This window comes from Isoptericola sp. Y581, assembly GCF_059445475.1.
Map to the genome: position 1 here is coordinate 165810 of NZ_JCAIUK010000008.1, position 17270 is coordinate 183079.

At 73.7% G+C, this 17270-nt stretch carries 15 protein-coding genes; 8 read left to right on the forward strand and 7 right to left on the reverse strand.

Annotation, left to right across the window (positions count from 1 at the left end):
- The first annotated feature begins 58 nt into the window (after positions 1–58).
- Both AC1C2W_RS16320 and AC1C2W_RS16325 read left to right on the forward strand, forming a co-directional pair.
- Positions 59–2449 carry an ATP-binding cassette domain-containing protein gene (locus AC1C2W_RS16320; protein WP_495413700.1) on the forward strand — a complete coding sequence of 797 codons (2391 nt, stop codon included), beginning with the start codon at positions 59–61 and terminating at the stop codon, positions 2447–2449.
- A 293-nt stretch (positions 2450–2742) separates the two neighbouring features.
- On the forward strand, positions 2743–3534 hold the full coding sequence (locus tag AC1C2W_RS16325; protein ID WP_495413701.1) for an SDR family oxidoreductase: 792 nt from the start codon (positions 2743–2745) through the stop codon (positions 3532–3534).
- Between the two features lies 1 nt (position 3535).
- Here AC1C2W_RS16325 and AC1C2W_RS16330 read toward each other — a convergent pair whose 3' ends face one another.
- Positions 3536–4135 (reverse strand): GNAT family N-acetyltransferase, encoded by a 600-nt coding sequence (locus tag AC1C2W_RS16330; protein WP_495413702.1) that lies wholly within the window; start codon positions 4133–4135, stop codon positions 3536–3538.
- 37 nt (positions 4136–4172) lie between these two features.
- Positions 4173–4727 carry a GNAT family N-acetyltransferase gene (locus AC1C2W_RS16335; RefSeq protein ID WP_495390582.1) on the reverse strand — a complete coding sequence of 185 codons (555 nt, stop codon included), beginning with the start codon at positions 4725–4727 and terminating at the stop codon, positions 4173–4175.
- Between the two features lie 82 nt (positions 4728–4809).
- Between AC1C2W_RS16335 and AC1C2W_RS16340 the strand changes: the two genes are divergently transcribed.
- Positions 4810–6054: a winged helix DNA-binding domain-containing protein gene (locus AC1C2W_RS16340; protein WP_495413703.1), complete on the forward strand. Its 1245-nt coding sequence runs from the start codon at positions 4810–4812 to the stop codon at positions 6052–6054.
- 32 nt (positions 6055–6086) lie between these two features.
- On the forward strand, positions 6087–7250 hold the full coding sequence (locus tag AC1C2W_RS16345; protein WP_495413704.1) for a GNAT family N-acetyltransferase: 1164 nt from the start codon (positions 6087–6089) through the stop codon (positions 7248–7250).
- Positions 7251–7345: 95 nt separating this feature from the next.
- Here the strand turns inward: AC1C2W_RS16345 and AC1C2W_RS16350 are convergent, their stop codons facing one another.
- From AC1C2W_RS16350 to AC1C2W_RS16360, 3 genes are read right to left on the reverse strand one after another with little or no spacing between them, the layout of a single operon-like run.
- Positions 7346–8011 (reverse strand): MBL fold metallo-hydrolase, encoded by a 666-nt coding sequence (locus AC1C2W_RS16350; protein ID WP_495413705.1) that lies wholly within the window; start codon positions 8009–8011, stop codon positions 7346–7348.
- A gap of 18 nt (positions 8012–8029) precedes the next feature.
- Positions 8030–9007 (reverse strand): alpha/beta fold hydrolase, encoded by a 978-nt coding sequence (locus AC1C2W_RS16355; protein WP_495413706.1) that lies wholly within the window; start codon positions 9005–9007, stop codon positions 8030–8032.
- A 57-nt stretch (positions 9008–9064) separates the two neighbouring features.
- Entirely contained in the window at positions 9065–10036 is a 972-nt protein-coding gene (locus tag AC1C2W_RS16360) for an endonuclease/exonuclease/phosphatase family protein (protein WP_495413707.1), read from the reverse strand.
- Between the two features lie 175 nt (positions 10037–10211).
- On the opposite strand from AC1C2W_RS16360, the gene AC1C2W_RS16365 reads away from it, so the two are divergent.
- Both AC1C2W_RS16365 and AC1C2W_RS16370 read left to right on the forward strand, forming a co-directional pair.
- A complete protein-coding gene (locus AC1C2W_RS16365) occupies positions 10212–10757 on the forward strand; it encodes a hemerythrin domain-containing protein (RefSeq protein WP_495413708.1) in 546 nt (181 codons plus the stop codon).
- A 92-nt stretch (positions 10758–10849) separates the two neighbouring features.
- Entirely contained in the window at positions 10850–11233 is a 384-nt protein-coding gene (locus tag AC1C2W_RS16370; protein ID WP_495413709.1) for a DUF3817 domain-containing protein, read from the forward strand.
- A gap of 51 nt (positions 11234–11284) precedes the next feature.
- On the opposite strand, the gene AC1C2W_RS16375 is transcribed toward AC1C2W_RS16370, so the two are convergent.
- Positions 11285–11881, reverse strand: a complete 597-nt coding sequence (locus AC1C2W_RS16375) for a dihydrofolate reductase family protein (protein WP_495413710.1) — start codon at positions 11879–11881, stop codon at positions 11285–11287.
- A 129-nt stretch (positions 11882–12010) separates the two neighbouring features.
- On the opposite strand from AC1C2W_RS16375, the gene AC1C2W_RS16380 reads away from it, so the two are divergent.
- Complete coding sequence (locus AC1C2W_RS16380) at positions 12011–14338, forward strand: bifunctional metallophosphatase/5'-nucleotidase (RefSeq protein ID WP_495413711.1); 2328 nt, start codon at positions 12011–12013, stop codon at positions 14336–14338.
- A 72-nt stretch (positions 14339–14410) separates the two neighbouring features.
- Entirely contained in the window at positions 14411–14989 is a 579-nt protein-coding gene (locus AC1C2W_RS16385) for a DapH/DapD/GlmU-related protein (RefSeq protein WP_495413712.1), read from the forward strand.
- A 78-nt stretch (positions 14990–15067) separates the two neighbouring features.
- Here AC1C2W_RS16385 and AC1C2W_RS16390 read toward each other — a convergent pair whose 3' ends face one another.
- Positions 15068–17248 carry a hypothetical protein gene (locus tag AC1C2W_RS16390; protein WP_495413713.1) on the reverse strand — a complete coding sequence of 727 codons (2181 nt, stop codon included), beginning with the start codon at positions 17246–17248 and terminating at the stop codon, positions 15068–15070.
- Positions 17249–17270: the final 22 nt, after the last annotated feature.

Sequence of the window (17270 nt, forward strand, 5' to 3'; positions counted from 1 at the left end):
GACAGGCTCAGGACGGCGCAGGCTCGACCGGCAACTCGACCCGAAGGAGATACCCCAGGTGACCGCCACGGAATCCCCGAGCACCACGTCGTCCCACGCCGCCGACGCGCACGACGTCATCCGCGTGCAGGGCGCGCGCGAGAACAACCTGCGTGACGTCGACGTCGAGATCCCGAAGCGGCGGCTCACCGTCTTCACCGGGGTCTCCGGGTCGGGCAAGAGCTCGCTGGTGTTCGCGACGATCGCCGCCGAGTCGCGGCGACTCATCGACGAGACGTACTCGACGTTCGTGCAGGGCTTCATGCCGTCGCTGCCGCGCCCGGACGTCGACGTGCTTGAGGGCATCACCACCGCGATCCTGGTGGACCAGGAGCGGATGGGCGCCAACGTGCGGTCGACGGTCGGCACCGTCACCGACGCGAACGCCATGCTGCGCAACCTGTTCAGCCGCATCGGCGACCCGTACGTGGGGCCGCCCACGGCGTTCTCGTTCAACATCCCGACGTCGACGGCGAGCGGCGTGTTCAGCACGGACAAGGCCGAGGGCAAGACCGACAAGAAGGTCGTGCGCAACCAGGTGTACCTGGGCGGCATGTGCCCCGAGTGCGAGGGCCGCGGCACGGTCTCCGACCTCGACCTGTCCGTCATCGTCGACGAGTCGAGGTCGTTGCGCGACGGCGCGATCCTCGTGCCCGGCTACAAGGCGGACGGCTGGATGGTTCGGGGCTTCTCCGAGACGGGCCTGCTCGACGGCGACAAGCCGGTCCGCGACTACACCGACACCGAGCGCCACGACTTCCTGTACCGGGAGAAGGAGAAGATCAAGGCGCTGGGGATGAACATGACCTACCAGGGCCTCATCCCCAAGCTCCGTGAGTCGATCTTCAGCAAGGCCCCCGAGTCGCTGCAGCCGCACGTCCGAGCGTTCGTCGAGCGGGCGGCCGTGTTCGTGCCGTGCCCGGCCTGCGGCGGCTCCCGGCTCAACGAGTCCGCCCGGTCGGCCAAGGTCAACGGCGCCAGCATCGCGGACGTGTGCTCGATGCAGATCACGGACGCCGCCACCTGGGCGCGGGGCGTCGACGACCCGGGCGTGGCCCCGCTGATCGGGAGCCTGCTGCACCTGTTCGACAAGTTCGTCGAGATCGGCCTCGGGTACCTGTCGCTGGACCGGCCCGCGGGCACGCTGTCCGGCGGCGAGGCGCAGCGCACCAAGATGATCCGGCACCTCGGGTCCGCGCTGACCGACGTCACCTACGTCTTCGACGAGCCCACCATCGGCCTGCACCCGCACGACATCCAGCGGATGAACTCCCTGCTGGTCGACCTGCGCGACAAGGGCAACACGGTGCTCGTCGTCGAGCACAAGCCCGAGGCGATCGCGGTCGGCGACCACGTGATCGACCTCGGCCCCGGCGCCGGGACGGACGGCGGCACGGTCTGCTTCGAGGGCACGGTCGAGGGCCTGCGCGCTAGCGGCACCCTCACAGGCCGCCACCTCGACGACCGCGCCCAGGTCAAGGAGTCGGTGCGCACGCCGTCGGGCGCGCTGGAGATCCGCGGGGCGTCGCAGAACAACCTGCGGGACGTTGACGTCGACGTGCCGAGCGGCGTCCTGACCGTCGTCACGGGCGTCGCCGGCTCCGGCAAGAGCTCCCTGATCCACGGCAACCTCGCCGGGCGCGAGGGCGTGGTCGTCGTCGACCAGGGTGCGATCAAGGGCTCGCGCCGCTCCAACCCCGCCACGTACACCGGCCTGCTCGAGCCGATCCGCAAGGCGTTCGCCAAGGCCAACGGCGTCAAGCCCGCCCTGTTCAGCGCCAACTCCGAGGGCGCGTGCCCCACCTGCAAGGGCAACGGGCGCATCTACACCGAGCTCGGCTTCATGGAGACGGTCGAGACGCCCTGCGAGGACTGCGGCGGCAAGCGGTTCATGGCCTCGGTGCTGGAGTACCGACTCGGCGGGCTGAACATCGCCGAGGTGCTCGACCTGTCCGTGGCCCGCGCGCACGCGTTCTTCCGCGAGGGCGAGGCGAAGATCCCCGCTGCGCACAAGATCCTGGCGCACCTGGAGGACGTGGGCCTCGGCTACGTGAAGCTCGGCCAGCCGCTGAACACCCTCTCGGGCGGCGAGCGGCAGCGGCTCAAGCTCGCCATGCACATGGGCGACCCCGGCGGCGTGTACATCCTCGACGAGCCCACCACCGGCCTGCACCTGGCCGACGTGGAGAACCTGCTCGGCCTCCTCGACCGGCTGGTGGACGCCGGCAAGTCCGTCATCGTCATCGAGCACCACCAGGCCGTGATGGCGCACGCCGACTGGATCATCGACCTCGGACCGGGCGCCGGGCACGACGGCGGCAAGCTCGTCTTCGAGGGCACGCCCTCCGACCTCGTGGCCGCGAGGTCCACCATCACGGGCGAGCACCTGGCGGACTACGTCGGTAGCTGAGTCGTCGGCAAGATCCGCCGGTTGAGCTTGTCGAAACCCGGTCTGTGGTCTCGACAAGCTCGACCGACGAGTCGTGCTGCCGTGGGCTGCGAACACCGAGGTGACCTTGGCGAGCTGGGGGCTGCTGCACGGATGGGTGACACCTGACCTGTGGTACCTGGTGAAGGTTGTGTCCGTGCGGTCCGGCGCTGGGCGGGGCTCGTCCGAGGCCTCGCGCCACTCGTCACGTCCTTGCCCGTCACGTCGTCGGAGGTGCAGGACGCGCGGACAGCGCGACGACGGAGGAGGACGGCATGGGACGGATCGTGGTCACCGGCGGAACGGGGCACCTCGGCAGGCTCGTGGTGCCGCGGCTGGTGCGGGCGGGCGAGGAGGTGCGGGTCGTCAGCCGCAGCCCGCACGCGGCGGGGGACGGCGTGCGGTACGTCGTCGCGAGCTGGGAGACGGGCGAGGGCCTGACGGCGGCCATGCGCGACGCGGAGGTCGTCGTGCACCTGGCCGGCGACCAGCTGCACAACGAGGCGACGGCGACGGCGCTGGTGCGCGCGATCCGCGAAGCGGGCACGCGGCCGCACCTGGTGAACATCTCGGTGGTGGGCGCGGAGAAGGTGCCGGTGCGGACCGGCTTCGACCGTCGCGCGCTCGGCTACATGCCGAGCAAGCTGGCGCAGGAGCGGGTGCTGGAGCGCTCCGGGATCCCGTGGACCAACCTGCGGGCCACGCAGTTCCACGAGCTGGTGCTCATCGCCGCCCAAGGCCTCGCGAAGCTGCCCGTGGTGCCGACGCCCTCGGGCTGGCGGGCGCAGCCGATCGCGGCCGACGAGGTGGCGGCGCGGCTCGTGGAGCTGGCGCTCGGCGAACCGCAGGGCCGAGTGCCCGACGTGGCCGGCCCGGAGGTGCACACGTTCCGGGCGATGGTGCGCGGCTACCTCGACGCCGTCGGCTCCCGGCGCCCGACCGTGCCGGTCCGGGTGCCGGGCGGCGCGTCCCGCGCGTACGCGGCGGGTGCCAACCTGGCCCCGGACCGTGCGGTCGGCAAGCAGACGTGGGCGGAGTTCCTCGCGGAGCACGTCGAGCGGCGGTGACTCACAGGTCGACGCGCATCACCGCACGGCGTGACGTCGGGCGGCTCACCTCGCGGAACCCCGCGGCCTCGAACACCGACGCCACCCCCACGTACAGCTCGCCCCACGAGTCCTTGTAGTCGGGCCCGATCACCATCGGGTAGCCCTCGACGGCGCGCGCGCCTCGCGAGCGGGCGTGCTCGACGGCGGCGGCCGTGAGGGCCGCGCTGATCCCGCGCCGCCGATACCCGGCGCGGGTGACGAAGCAGACCACGGCCCACACGCCGTCGTCGTCCTTGTCCTCCTCGCGGCCCGACCAGGGCACCCGCGCCGTGCGCAGCCGGACGTACGCGGTGCGGGGCTCGACGGCGCACCACCCGGCCGGCTCGCCGTCGAGGTAGGCGATCAGCCCGCTCGTCGTGTCGGCGTCCGGATCGCCGCAGTGTGTGTCGCGGCGCAGCTCGGCCTCGCGCTCCTCGCGGGCGGACTCGCGCCACTCGGCGGAGGGGGTCTGGAACCACCGGCACTGGCAGCGCGCGGCCTCGCCGCGGGGGCCGAAGACGGCCTGGAGGTCGTGCCAGGTGGCCTCGTTGGCGGGTCGGACGACGATGTCGGACGTCATCGCCCCATCGTGCACCGCGAGCTCGTCGCGGGTGGGGTCAGCCGGCCTTCCGGTCCGCGGCGAGCAGGCCGTAGACGAGCGTGTCGGTCCACTCGCCCTTGGACCACCAGTCCTGGCGCAGGTAACCCTCGCGGTGCATCCCGACCCGCTCGCACAGCCGGGCGGACGGCGCGTTGCGGGCGTCGAGCTGCGCCACCACGCGGTGCATGCGGTAGAAGTCGAAGGCAAGGTCGAGGACGGCGCGCGCGGCCTCCGTCGCGAAGCCCTGGCCGGTGTGCTCGGGGTGGAACGTCCAGCCGATCTCGCCACGCGAGACGGTGTCGCCCGTCGTCCACAGGGAGACGTCGCCGATCACCTGGCCGTCGTGCTCCACGATCAGCGCGAGGGCGGAGCCGGGGCCGTCGATCCCGGTGCGTGCCAGGCGCTTGGCGAGCTGGGTCTCGCCGTCCGCGGGCGTCCACGGTTCCTCGAGCAGGTAGCGCGCCACCTCCGGGTCGGAGTAGTAGGAGAGCAGGGGCTCGAGGTCCTCCGGCCGGTACGCGCGCAGCACGAGCCGACCTGTGGTCACCGGTAGGGGTGTCTCGGTCGTCACGGAGAGGCACCCTAGCCTGCCGCGCTCGCCGGCACGCGCCGAGGGGTGGCGGGCCGCGGCACCGGGCGGCGATCCTGGGCGGATGACGATCGCGCCGCGCCAGCTCAACCGGGCCACCCTTGCCAGGCAGCTGCTGCTGCGCCGGGAGCCGTTCCCTGGGCCCGGCGGGACCACGACGGCGGTGCGTCGCCTCGTCGCGCTGCAGGCCCAGCACCCCGCGTCGCCGTACCTCGCGCTGTGGAACCGGGTGGCTGACTTCGACCCCGCGGACCTCGACGCCGCCTACGCCCGCCGGGCGTTGGTGCGGGGCACGCTGCTGCGCATCACCCTGCACACCGTGGGCGCCGCGGACCATCCCGGGTTTCGCACGGCCATGCAGCCCACCCTGCGCGGCGCCCGCCTGGGCGACCGCCGGTTCACGGACACCGGCCTCACGCCCGCGGACGCGGACGCGCTGCGGCCCCGGCTGCTCGAGCTGCTCGACCGGCCGCGCCCGGCGGACGAGCTGGTGGGGTGGATCGACGCGATCCACCCCGAGGGCGGCAAGCGCGCCTGGTGGGCGCTGCGGCACTACGGACCCTTCGTGCATGCGCCCACCGACGCCCCGTGGTCGTTCGGGACGAAGGTCGCGTGGCTGCCGGCGCCAGGTTTCGAGTCGGTGGCGGTACCGGACGTCGAGGACTCCGTGCCGGCGGAGCTGGACGGCGAACCCGACGCCGCCCTCGTGCCCTTGGTGCGGCGCTACCTGGAGGCATTCGGCCCGGCGTCCGTGCTCGACGTCGCGCACTTCCTCACCGTGCAGCGGGCCCGCGTGCGCGCCGCGGTGGCGGCGCTCGGCGACGAGCTCGAGGTGCTCGAGGGCCCCGACGGCATGGTGCTCCTCGACGTCCCGGGCGGCCTGCGCCCGGCGGCGGAGACCCCGGCGCCGCCGCGGCTGCTGGGCATGTGGGACAACGCCCTGCTCGCCTACCTGGACCGCAGCCGCCTCATCCCCGCCGAGTACCGCCGGGTCGTGACCCGCCTCAACGGCGACATCCTGCCGACCCTGCTCGTCGACGGGTACGTGGCGGGTGTCTGGCGCACGGTCGACGACGCCGACGGGGCGCCGTGCGTCGAGGCACGTGCGTTCACACCGTTGCCCGACGCCGTGTGGGCGGCGCTGGCCGACGAGGCGGCGTCGCTGCTGGCGATGCTCGGCGACCGGGACCGGCACCCGTACCGCCGCTACGACCACTGGTGGGCGAAGCTGCCGGACGCCGCGCAGGTGCGGCGCCTGCCGGGCCCGGCCGCCAGTTCGATGGCTGCTGGCGGCGCAGAATTGGCGTGACGGCGCCGCGGCCCGCGACGCACCCTGGGGGCATGAACACCGCAGCGGCCACACCGACGTGGCGCCTCGTCGACCCGCCCCGGCCGGACACGCTCGACGTCTCGGAGGCCTGGGCGTACCACGGCATCGCCGAGCTCGAGCGCACCGTCGCGCTCGCCGACCTCGGTCACGACGACTTCCCGCCCCGCGCCGTCGACCTCCTCGTGGGCGACCGTCACCAGGAGCACCTGCGCCGCCACCGCCTCGTCGCGGTCGAGGACGGTCCCGGCGCCCCCGGGGCGGCGCCGCGCGTCGTCGGGCACGGGGTCCTCACGTTGCCCGTCACGGACAACCGCCACCTCGCCGTCGTCCGCATCGCGGTGCTGCCGTCGCACCGCGGGCGGGGAATCGGCTCGGCGATCGCCGACCGGCTGCGGCGGATCGCGCTCACCGAGGGGCGCACGACCGTCGTCGCCGAGGTCGAGTTCGCCGAGGAGCCGCCCGCCGACGCCCCGGACGCCGTCGTGCCGCGGGAGGGAGACGGCCTCGTGTCCGCCGACCTGCCGGGGATGCGGCTCGCGCGTCGCGCCGGGCTGGGGCTCGAGATCGTCTCGCGACGCTCCGTGCTCGACGTCCCCCTCCCCGACGAGGTCGTCGAGGGGTTCGTGGCCGAGGCCGCCGCGCACGCGGGCGACGCCTACCGCCTGCACACCTGGCAGGACCCGGCGCCCGAGGCGTGGGTCGACCAGCTCGCCGCCCTCGAGCAGCGCCTGTCCGAGGACGAGCCGAACGGTGGCCTCGCCCTGGAGGTCGAGCAGTGGGACGGGCAGCGGATCCGGCTCGAGGAGGCCAAGCGCGCCGAGCGCGGGCAGGGCGCGCTGGTGACGGTGGCGGAGCACGTGCCCACCGGCACCCTCGCGGGGATGACGCTGTTCATCTGGGACGCCGATCGCCCCGAGCTCACCGAGCAGGACAGCACCGTGGTGCTGCCCGAGCACCGCGGGCACCGGCTGGGCATGCTGCTGAAGGCCGTGAACCTGCGCGAGCACACCCGGCTGCGCCCCGACACCCGCCGCATCTCCACGTGGAACAACGAGACGAACGCGCCGATGCTCGCGATCAACGTGGCGCTCGGCTTCCGGCCCGCCGGCGGCTCGGCCGACCTGCAGGCGTCCCTCGCCGACGTCGTGCCGACGCGGCGCCTCGCCGCTGATTGAGCTTGTCGATACCCGCTGGTTGAGCTTGTCGAAACCCGCTGGTTGAGCTTGTCGAAACCTGGTCTCGACAGGCTCAACCGACGGCTTCGACGGGCTCAACCAGCGCTGGGGACCTCGAGGCCCTCGCCGTGCGCGAGGCGGCGGTACTCGACGCCCGCGAGCCCGCCGACGATGCGGTCGACGAGAGCCCAGCCGGCGTCGTTGAGGATCGCGTCGTGGATGGGGACGGCGACGCGGGGCGCCACCTGCCGCACGTAGTCGACGGCCTCCCCGAGCTTCATCCAGGGCCCGGCGACGGGCAGCGCCAGCACCTGCACGGTCGCGCCCTGCGGCGCGGGGGTGAACGAGTCGCCCGGGTGCAGCACGGCGCCGTCGACGAGGAACGCGACGTTGGCGGGTGGCGGCATGTCGGGGTGGATCGTGGCGTGCACGTGACCCAGGGCCTGCACGGCGAAGCCGGCCGCCGTGAAGGCGTCACCCCCGGAGACGGCGTGCAGCCGGTCGGCGGGGGCGCCTGCCTCCCCGAGCTGGTCGACGACGGGCCGTGGGGCCCACAGCTCCAGGGCCGGGTCGGCGGCGAGCGCCGGCACCACGCGAGGCAGGTCCACGTGGTCGGCGTGCTGGTGGGTGATCAGCACCGCGGCGGCGCCGTCGAGCATGTGGGGGTCGGTGAACGTGCCGGGGTCGATGACGAGGGCCTGGCCGTCGCGCTCCAGGCGGACGCCGGCGTGGCCCCAGGTGGTGAGGGTGGTGGTCGACATACCGCCATCCTCTCCCCGCTACCGGCGCGGGTGCTCAGTGGTGCGCTCAGTGGTGCGCTCGGTGGTGTGCTCGAGGAGCGCCGGGAGCAGCACGTCCCACGACGACGGCGGCGGCGCCTGGTGGCCCATCCCCTCGAGCAGCAGCAGCCGGGCGCCGGGGATCGCCGCGGCGAGCGCCGCCCCATGGCCGGGGAACAGCGGGTCCTCGGTGCCGTGCACCACGAGGGTGGGCACGCGGACGTCCGCGAGCGTGCCCGCGAACGGGCCGCCGCCCTCTGCCGCGAAGTGGTTGGCGCCCGCGGTCGGGTCGATCGAGCGCTCGGCGGCGCGGGTCGCGACGGCGCGGGTGCGCGCCTCGTCGAAGTCGCCCCGGCCGGTGAGCGCGCGGTCCTCCGCGACGGCGGCGTCGATCAGCGCGGCCGTGTCCGCGGGATCGGGGGCGGGGCCGTCCCAGAGCCCTGCGAGCTCGGGTGCCGACGGCGGGAGGTCCGCGTCGTCGGGGCCGCGGACGGCGCGGCTCGTGGCGACCAGCGTGACCGACGCGACACGGTCCGGGTGCTCGAGCGCGAGCTCCTGAGCGATGACGCCGCCCATCGACAGGCCGACGAGGTGCGCGCTCACAGCGCCGACGGCGTCGAGCACCCGCAGCGCGTCCTCCGTGAGGTCGCGGCCGGTGTAGTCCGGCTCGCCGGGCGGGCGGGTAGTGGACCGGCCGGTGTCGCGGTGGTCGTAACGGACGACGTGCCGCCCCTGTGCCGCGAGGGTTGCGCAGAGGTCCGCCGGCCACCAGTCCATCGACGACCCGACGCCGCCGACCAGCAGGACGGTCGGGTCGGCCGGGTCGCCGACGGACTGGAAGCACAGCCGCACCCCGTCGCCCGTTGAGCCCGCGCCGTCCTGAGCCTGTCGAAGGGCCGAAATCTCGGCGAACCTCTCCGGGCCGAGCGCGTCGCCGCTGGCGGGACCGATGCCCGCTGCCCCGATCGTGGATCTCATGGGGGTCGGACGCCGGCGGGCCGCCGAACTCATCGACGACGGGGTGCGGGCCGCGGGTCAGGGGAGCCGCAGCAGCGCCTGCATCGGCGTGTGGTCGCTGGGGTAGCGGCCGTTCTTGGTCCAGGTGTTGATGGCGGCGGCGAGTACCTGCGTGCCGGGGGTGGCCAGCAACCAGTCGATGCGCTCGCCGTCGGGCACGGGCTCGCCGTAGTTGGGGAACGTGCCCACCGCGGGGGTGAGCTGCTCGTCCGCGGAGTCCCATGCGTCGAGCAGGCCGCCGTCGGGGACGAGGACGTCGTAGGGCGCGGAGGCGCCCGCGGGCACGTTGCAGTCGGCGGTGAAGACGACGGGCAGCCCGAAGCCGGCCACGAGGTCGCGCACCACCTCGGCGCTGCGCACGCGCGCGTTCTCGGACTCGTGGTCGAAGTGCGAGTTGACGTGCACGAACTCGGACCCCGTGCGCTCGTCGCGGAAGCGTGCCCAGGTGACGATGCGGGTCACCGAGTTGCCCCACGTGGCCGAGCCGATGACGTCGGGGGTGTCCGACAGCCAGAACTGGTCCCACCACAGAAGGGTGAGGCGGCGGGCGTCGTAGAAGATCGCGGAGTGCTCGCCGTCCGCCCCGCCCGACCGCCCGTACCCGACGGTGCGGTAGTGCGTGCCGAGGCCGTCCTCGACGACCACCAGCTGCTGGAACTCCGCCTCCTGCACGCCCAGGATCGTCGGCTGCTCCAGCGCGAGGAGCGCCGTGACGAGCGGCGCGCGGTCGGGCCAGTGGTCGGGCTCGCCGGGCTGGGTCTCGTCCTCGCGGTCCAGGCGGATGTTGAAGCTCATCGCGTGGATCGTGGATCCCTTGGCAGGGCCGATCAGCGCTCCCTTGCCCGGCTTGGCGGTCGTCGCGGCCGTCGCCGCCGAGGCGCTCGGGGCGGCGAGCGCGCCGGCGACGCCCAGGGCGCCGAGCGTGCCCGCGGCGGTCAGCGCGCCGCGTCGGGTGATGCCGGTGGGAGCGTCGGAGCTGCGGTGATCCATGTGGTCCTCCGTGTCGTGTGCGGGGTCGGGCTGCTGGTCGTGCTGGTGGAAGCGTGTTTGTTGCCTGACCATCCCATCGGGGGCGGGCGACCGCGCGGCGACGCGCGGGTGGACGCCGGGCGGCGAGGCCGTGACCAGGGGTTCGACCGCCCCGCGTTGCTATCGTGGGCGCATCGTGCCCAACCAGAACCCCAACCCGAACCCGAGCCCCGACCCGTCTTCCGACACCGCCCGCCTCGTCGCGTGGGGCCAGGAGCTGCTCGCCGTCCACGGCCGCCTGCGCGACGCGCTCGAGGCGGCGCGCGAGGCGGTCGCCGCCCCCGACGCCGACCCGCGCCGCCTGCCGGGCCTGTACTGCCACGGCTTCTGCCGGGCCCTCGAAGGCCACCACCGCGGCGAGGACTCCACCGTCTTCACCGCGTTGCTCGAGCTGCGGCCGGACCTCGCCGGCCTCGTCGCCGAGCTGCAGCGCGACCACACGATGCTCGACCACCTGCTCGGCGAGCTCGCCCGTGCCGTGGACGCCGGCGCCGACGCCGCCACGCTAGAACGTCACCTCGACGGCATCGACGCCGTCATGGAGACCCACTTCCGGTACGAGGAGAAGCGGCTGGTCGACGTGCTCGACGAGCCGGCCGTCGCCGCGGCGCTCGCGGGCGCCGACCGGCGCTCGGCGTACGGCCCGCTCGCGAGTCCGACGGATCCTGATGGCAGGCCGTGATCAATCCGGCAGCCCGTCGTCCTGGATCCGTCCCGAGCCGCGGTCTGATCACGGCAGACTGGTCCGACCGCCCGCACCACGAGAGGCCCGCCATGCCTGCGCCGTCGCCCACGTCGACCACGCCGACAACCCTGTCGTCCACCCGCCCCCCGCTCTCCCGCGCCGGCCGCGTGTTCGCGGTCATCGCCGTCGTCGAGGCGTTCACCTGGGCGGGCCTGCTCGTGGGGATGTTCCTCAAGTACGTCACCGGGACGACGGAGGCGGGCGTCTGGCTGTTCGGGCGCCTGCACGGCGCGGCGTTCGTGGCCTACGTGGTGATCACGCTGGTCGCGGCGGTGCTGCTGCGCTGGGGCTGGTTCCGCACGCTGGTCGCCCTGGCCGCCGCCGTCCCGCCCCTGACGACGCTGCTCGCCGAGCGCTGGCTGCGCCGCACCGGCCACCTGAGCGCCACGCTGGTCGAGCCTGCGCCGTCCTGAGCCTGTCGAAGGGTCGAAACCGACACCGCAGGCGGTGCGGTGCCGCCGGGCTCAGCGGTCGACGGCGAGCTCGAGCTGCAGCGCCCCTGACCCGGTCGGCGTCGAGCTCGTCACGCGCCAGCTCGACGGCGTGAGGCCGTCGTCGAAGAGCGGCCGGCCCCCGCCGGAGATCTCGGGGCACAGCAGCAGCCGCAGGCGGTCGAGCTGCCCGGCCGCGACGAGGCGCCGGATGAGCACCGGGCTCGACATGACCCACACGTCCGCGCCCTCGCGCTCGCGCAGCCCCGCGACGACGTCGGCGGGGTCGTCGGCCACGACGCGCGACCCGGACCAGGTCGCCTCGGTGAGGGTCCGGGACACGACGATCTTCTCGACGTCGTTGAGCCAGCGGGAGAACTCCCGGCTGCGCGGGTCCGCGCTCTGGTCGTCCGCGACCGCGGGCCAGTAGGAGCCGAAGCCCTGGTAGTTCGACCGGCCGAGCAGCACGGTGGTGCTGGCCCGCATGAGGTCGAGGAGGTTCTCGAAGGCCTCGTCGCTCACGGCGTGCTTCGCCACCCAGCCCATGTCGTTGTCGCCGCCGGGCCCGTTGACCCGGCCGTCGAGCGAGACGGAGATGTTGCCGACGACGGTGCGCGTGTCCTGTGCCATCCACCGAGGGTGGCACCCGCGGGGGCGCGGCGGGAGGGATTTCCGAATCGTTATCCCCGAGGCCACGCCGGTGTCGTACGACGCCGCTAGCGTGGCCTCGGTCACCACCGCATACCCAGGAGCGCACCCATGTCTCTCGCCCGTCCCTCAGTACGACGGCGGACCGCCGGCGTCGCGAGCCTGACCCTCGCCTTCGCGGGTCTGGCGGCCACCGGCGCCGTGTCGGCCAGCGCCGACCCGATCGTCGACGTGCAGATCCTCGCCACCAACGACTTCCACGGTCGCATCCAGGAGAACGGCGCCGAGGCCGGCGCCGCGGTGCTCTCCGGCGCGGTGCAGCAGCTGCGCGGGGAGAACCCCAACACCGTCTTCGCGGCGGCGGGCGACCTCATCGGCGCCTCCACGTTCGAGTCGTTCATCCAGCACGACAAGCCGACGATCGACGCCCTCAACGCCGCGGGCCTCGACGTCTCGGCGGTGGGCAACCACGAGCTCGACCAGGGCTACGACGACCTGGTGAACCGCGTGATGGCGCCGTACGACGCCGACACCAACCCGTACGGCGGCGCGCAGTGGCAGTATCTCGCGGCCAACCTCAAGGTGAAGGCGACCGGCGACGACGCCGTCCCCGCCACGTGGATCAAGGACTTCGGCGACGTGCAGGTCGGCTTCGTCGGCGCGGTCACGGAGGAGCTGCCCGCCCTGGTCAGCCCGGCGGGCATCGCGGACCTCGAGGTGGCCAGCATCGTCGACACCACGAACGAGGAGGCCGACGCGCTCAAGGCCGAGGGCGCCGACGTCGTCGTCCTGCTGGTGCACGAGGGCGCGGAGTCCACGGACTGCGCGTCGATGCCGACGGCGGACAACGCGTTCGCGAGCATCGTCAACGACGTGAGCCCCGAGGTGGACGCCATCGTCTCCGGGCACACGCACCTCGCCTACGACTGCGCGTTCCCCGTGGACGAGTGGGCCGGCGAGGCCGTGACGGACCGCCCGGTCGTGTCCGCGGGCCAGTACGGCTACAACCTCAACCAGCTCACCTACTCGGTGGACGCCGCGACCGGCGACGTGGGCGGGGTCGAGACCGCCGTCCTGCCGCTCGCCGGCAACTACCCGGCCGACCCGGACGTCACCGCCATCGTCGACGACGCCGTCGCCGAGGCCGACGTGCTCGGGGCCGAGCCGCTGGGCGAGATCGGCGGCGCGTTCAACCGCGCCAAGCTCGCCGACGGCGCGGAGAACCGCGGCGGCGAGTCCACGCTCGGCAACCTCGTGGCCGAGGTGCAGCGCTGGGCCACGGAGGCCCCGGAGTCGGGCGAGGCGCAGATCGCGTTCATGAACCCGGGCGGCCTGCGGGCCGACATGGTGGGCTCCGGCACGGACGCGTTCCCCCGCACGCTCACGTACAAGCAGGCGGCGGGCGTGCAGCCGTTCGCCAACACGCTCGTCAACATGGACCTCACGGGCGAGCAGATCAAGGCCGTCCTCGAGCAGCAGTGGCAGCGCGACGCCGACGGCAACGTGCCGTCGCGCCCGTTCCTGCGGCTCGGCGTCTCGGACGGGTTCACGTCCACGTTCGACGCGAACCGCGACGAGGGCGACCGCATCACCGGCATGTGGCTCGACGGCGAGGCGATCGACCCGGCCACGTCGTACTCCGTCACGGTGAACTCGTTCCTCGCCTCGGGCGGCGACAACTTCCGCGCCTTCGCGGACGGCGCGGGCGCCCGCGACACCGGCAAGGCTGACCTCACCGCCTTCGTCGACTACATGGCGGCGCACACCGCCGACGAGCCGCTGGCCGTCGACCCGAGCCAGCGCGCCGTCGGCGCCTCGTTCCCGACCGACGCCCCCGAGGCGTACGAGCCCGGCGCGACCGTCGCGTTCGACGTCTCGTCCTGGTCGATGTCGGCCCCGGGCGACGTCACCGACCCGGAGCTCACCGTGTCCCTCGGCGACCAGGTGCTCGGCACCGCCGCCGTGGACAGCACCGCCGGCGCCACGCCGGAGGACACGATCGGCACGGCATCCGTGAGCGTCCAGCTCCCGGCCGACGCCCCCGCCGGCGCCACGTCGCTCACCCTCACCGGCGCCGCGACCGGCACCGAGGTGACCGTGCCGATCGAGGTGGCCGAGCCCGCCCAGGCCACCCCGACGCTCACCGTCGACGCGCCCGAGACCGTGGTCGCCTGGTTCCAGGCGCCGCGCATCGACGTCTCGGTCGAGACCCCGGACGGCACGCCCACCGGCAAGGTCACCGCGGTGATCAAGGGCAAGAAGGTGGACGCCGACACGCTGAACAAGAAGGGCGACGCCGCGCTGCGCGTCGGCCCGTTCGCGCCCGGCACCGTCGAGGTGGAGCTCCGCTACTCCGGCAACGACGCGACCGAGGCGGCCACCACGACCACCACCATCCGGGTCAAGAGCCTGTGGGAGATCATCTTCGGCGGGCGCTGAGTCGTCGATGGGCGCTGAGTCGGTGGGGACCGAGCCGTGGGAACCGTCGGTGGCCGCTGAGAGGATCGCGCGGTGACCAGCGAACGGATCATGCCCATCCATGACCCCGAGGTGCCGACCGCTACCGAGCGGCACCTCGGGGCCGAGTTCACCGCGATGTCCCAGCGGGTCCTGGAGGTCACGGCGCTCACGTCGCGGCTCAACGTGCTCCCGTTCGAGGACGACGCGGGGAAGGCGGCGCTGTTCGAGCAGATCCTCGGGCGCTCGCTCCCCACCGGGGTGACGATCTACCCGCCCTTCTTCACGGACCACGGGCTGCGCCTGGACCTGGCCGAGCGGGTGTTCGTCAACCAGAACTGCACGTTCCTCGACTACGCCGGCATCCGGCTGGGCGCGGGCACGATGGTGGGCCCGCGGGCCACGTTCATCACGATGAGCCATCCGGTGGACCCGGCCGAGCGGCGGCTGTACCTCACCGGCGGGCCCATCGACATCGGGGAGAACGTCTGGATCGGCGCGGGCGCGACGATCCTGCCGGGCGTCAGCATCGGCCGGGACGCCGTGGTCGCCGCCGGCGCGGTCGTGGCCGACGACGTACCGGCTCGCAGCCTCGTCACCGGCACCAAGGCCGGCGTACGCCGCGCCTGGTAGGTCGCCCGCCGGAGCGGTAGCACCACGACGAACGGCCCGGCTCGAGTTCCCGAGCCGGGCCGTCCGTCGTCCTCCCGGCTACCCGCGCCGGCGGAGGTGGAGCGTCAGGGCCACGACCCCGCCCAGGAGTCCGAGCGCCAGCAGCAGCCCGCCCGCCAGTGCCGCGGGGTCGGCGAGGCTCGTCTCGACCTCCGTGCGCATGGTGGTGGTGCCGTCCGCGAGCTCCGTGGTGCCCGCCGCGAGCGTGGCCGCCCCGTCGGCGAGGTCGGTGCTGCCGTCCGCGAGCTGTGTGGCGCCGGTGGACAGCTGGCCCGCGCCGTCCGCGAGCTCCGTCGACCCGTCCGCCAGCTCCCCGGCGCCCTCGTCGAGGTCCTGTGCGCCGGTGCTGAGCTGCTTGGCACCGGCTGCGGCGTCGGTGGCGCCGGTCGCCAGCTCGTCCAGACCGTCGACCAGCCTGCTGGCTCCTGCCTCCGCGTCGCCGATCTTCGAGGCCAGTGTCGCCGAACCGGCGGCGAGCTCTGGCAGGTTACCCGCGAGCTCGGCAGCGCCGTTGGCAACGCTGTTGGTACCCAGGGCGACCAACCATGAGCCCCCGGCCACCTCGTCGGCACCGGATGTGAGCTTCGCCGTCCCGTCCGCCAGCGAGAGGGCACCGGTGTCGGCTTCACCCATCCGCGTCGCGAGCGTCGACGTGTTGGCCGCGAGAGTCGTGTTGCCTGTCGAGATCTGCAGCGCGCCGTCGTTCAAAGTGACGCTCTTGCCCGCCAGGTCCGTCATTCCTGCGTCGAGGCGTGCGGAGCCCGAGGCGACACTGATCGCGCCATCAACGGTCTTCTGGGCTCCCTCCTGCAGGTGGCCGCCGCCTTCAAGCACGGCGTCGACACCACCGCTGACGCGGGCGCTGCCGTCGGCGAGGGCTCCCGCCCCCATGGCCACCTTCGTCGCTCCGGCGACGAGGCCGTCCTTGCTCGTCAGACCCGCAGCGAGGCCCGCCGCGCCCTGGCGCACGGCATCAGTTCCGGCGACGAGACCGTCGTCGCCTTGCAGCGCCGCGGAGAGTGCAGCGGCACCGTCGCTGCCCTTCGCCACGCCGTCGGCCACGTTCGATGCACCCCCGGCAAGCTTCTCGGCCTCCACGGCGAGCGCCTCGAGGCGTCCCTTGGTCTCCGAGTCCTCCGTGGCGGCGGCCAGCTTCGCGAGACTGTCGGCGAGGCCGCTCGTGCCCGCGGCGACCTGTGCTGCCCCGGACGAGGCGCCCTTCAGGCCGTCGGCAAGCTGCACGGTCGCGCCACCCACCTGCGCCGCACCGGTGGCGGCCGCAGCCGCACCCTTTGAGAGTTCCGATGCCCCCGCGGCAACGGCCTGGGCGCCATCAGCGAGGGCGTCGGCGCCGCCGACCAGGTCTTGTGCTCCGGTCGCGACCTCGCGGGCACCGTCGGCAAGCTCACTGCCCTTGCCGACGAGCTCGTCGATGCCTTGTGACAGCGCGCTGACGCCGCCAGAGAGGTCGGCCGCGCCGGTCGACAGGTCGCCGGAGCCAGTGGCGAGCTTCGCGCTCCCCGTGACCATGGCGCCGGTCCCCGTTGCGACCTGACCCGCTCCCGACGCGAGCGTGTCGGCGCCGTCTGCGATGGCCGCCGAACCGGCCGAGAGCCGACTTGTGCCCTCGGCGAGCGCGCCGGCGCCCTTCGCCGCTTGGTGGTTGCCATCCCGGAGCGCGAACGCCCCGCCGGCGAGCGAGAGGGCGCCGTCGGCCGCCTGCCCGGAGCCCTCGGCAAGCAGGCCGGCTCCGTCGTTCGCTCGCGCGGCGCCGTCAGCGATCTCTCCGCTGCCTGCGTGGAGCTGGACGGTGCCGTCGTGCAGCGTGACGATCCCGGCGGACGCCTGCGTCGTGCCGGGGCTCAGTCGGTCGTTGAGTCCCTCGGACAGCTCGGCCGCACCGGTGGCCAGCCGGGCCGACCCGGAGGTCAGGTCGTCGGTGCCGTCGACGAGGCGGGTGGTTCCGGCGGCGAGCTCCACAGCCCCGTCGGACAGCGTGCTCGCGCCGTCGGCGACCTGGGCGCTGCCGTCGGACAGTCGGGCCGCGCCGTCGTCGACCTGCACCGCCCCGGCGTCGAGGCGGGTGGTGCCGTCGGCGATCTGGCCGTCCATCAGCACGAGGACGACGAGCGCGACGAGCGCTGCAATCGCGAGCGCGGCGACCGCGGCCGCGGCCGAGACGAACGGGCCGTGCGGTCTGCGACGCGCGGGGGTGGTCATGGTCATCGGAGCCTCACTCCAG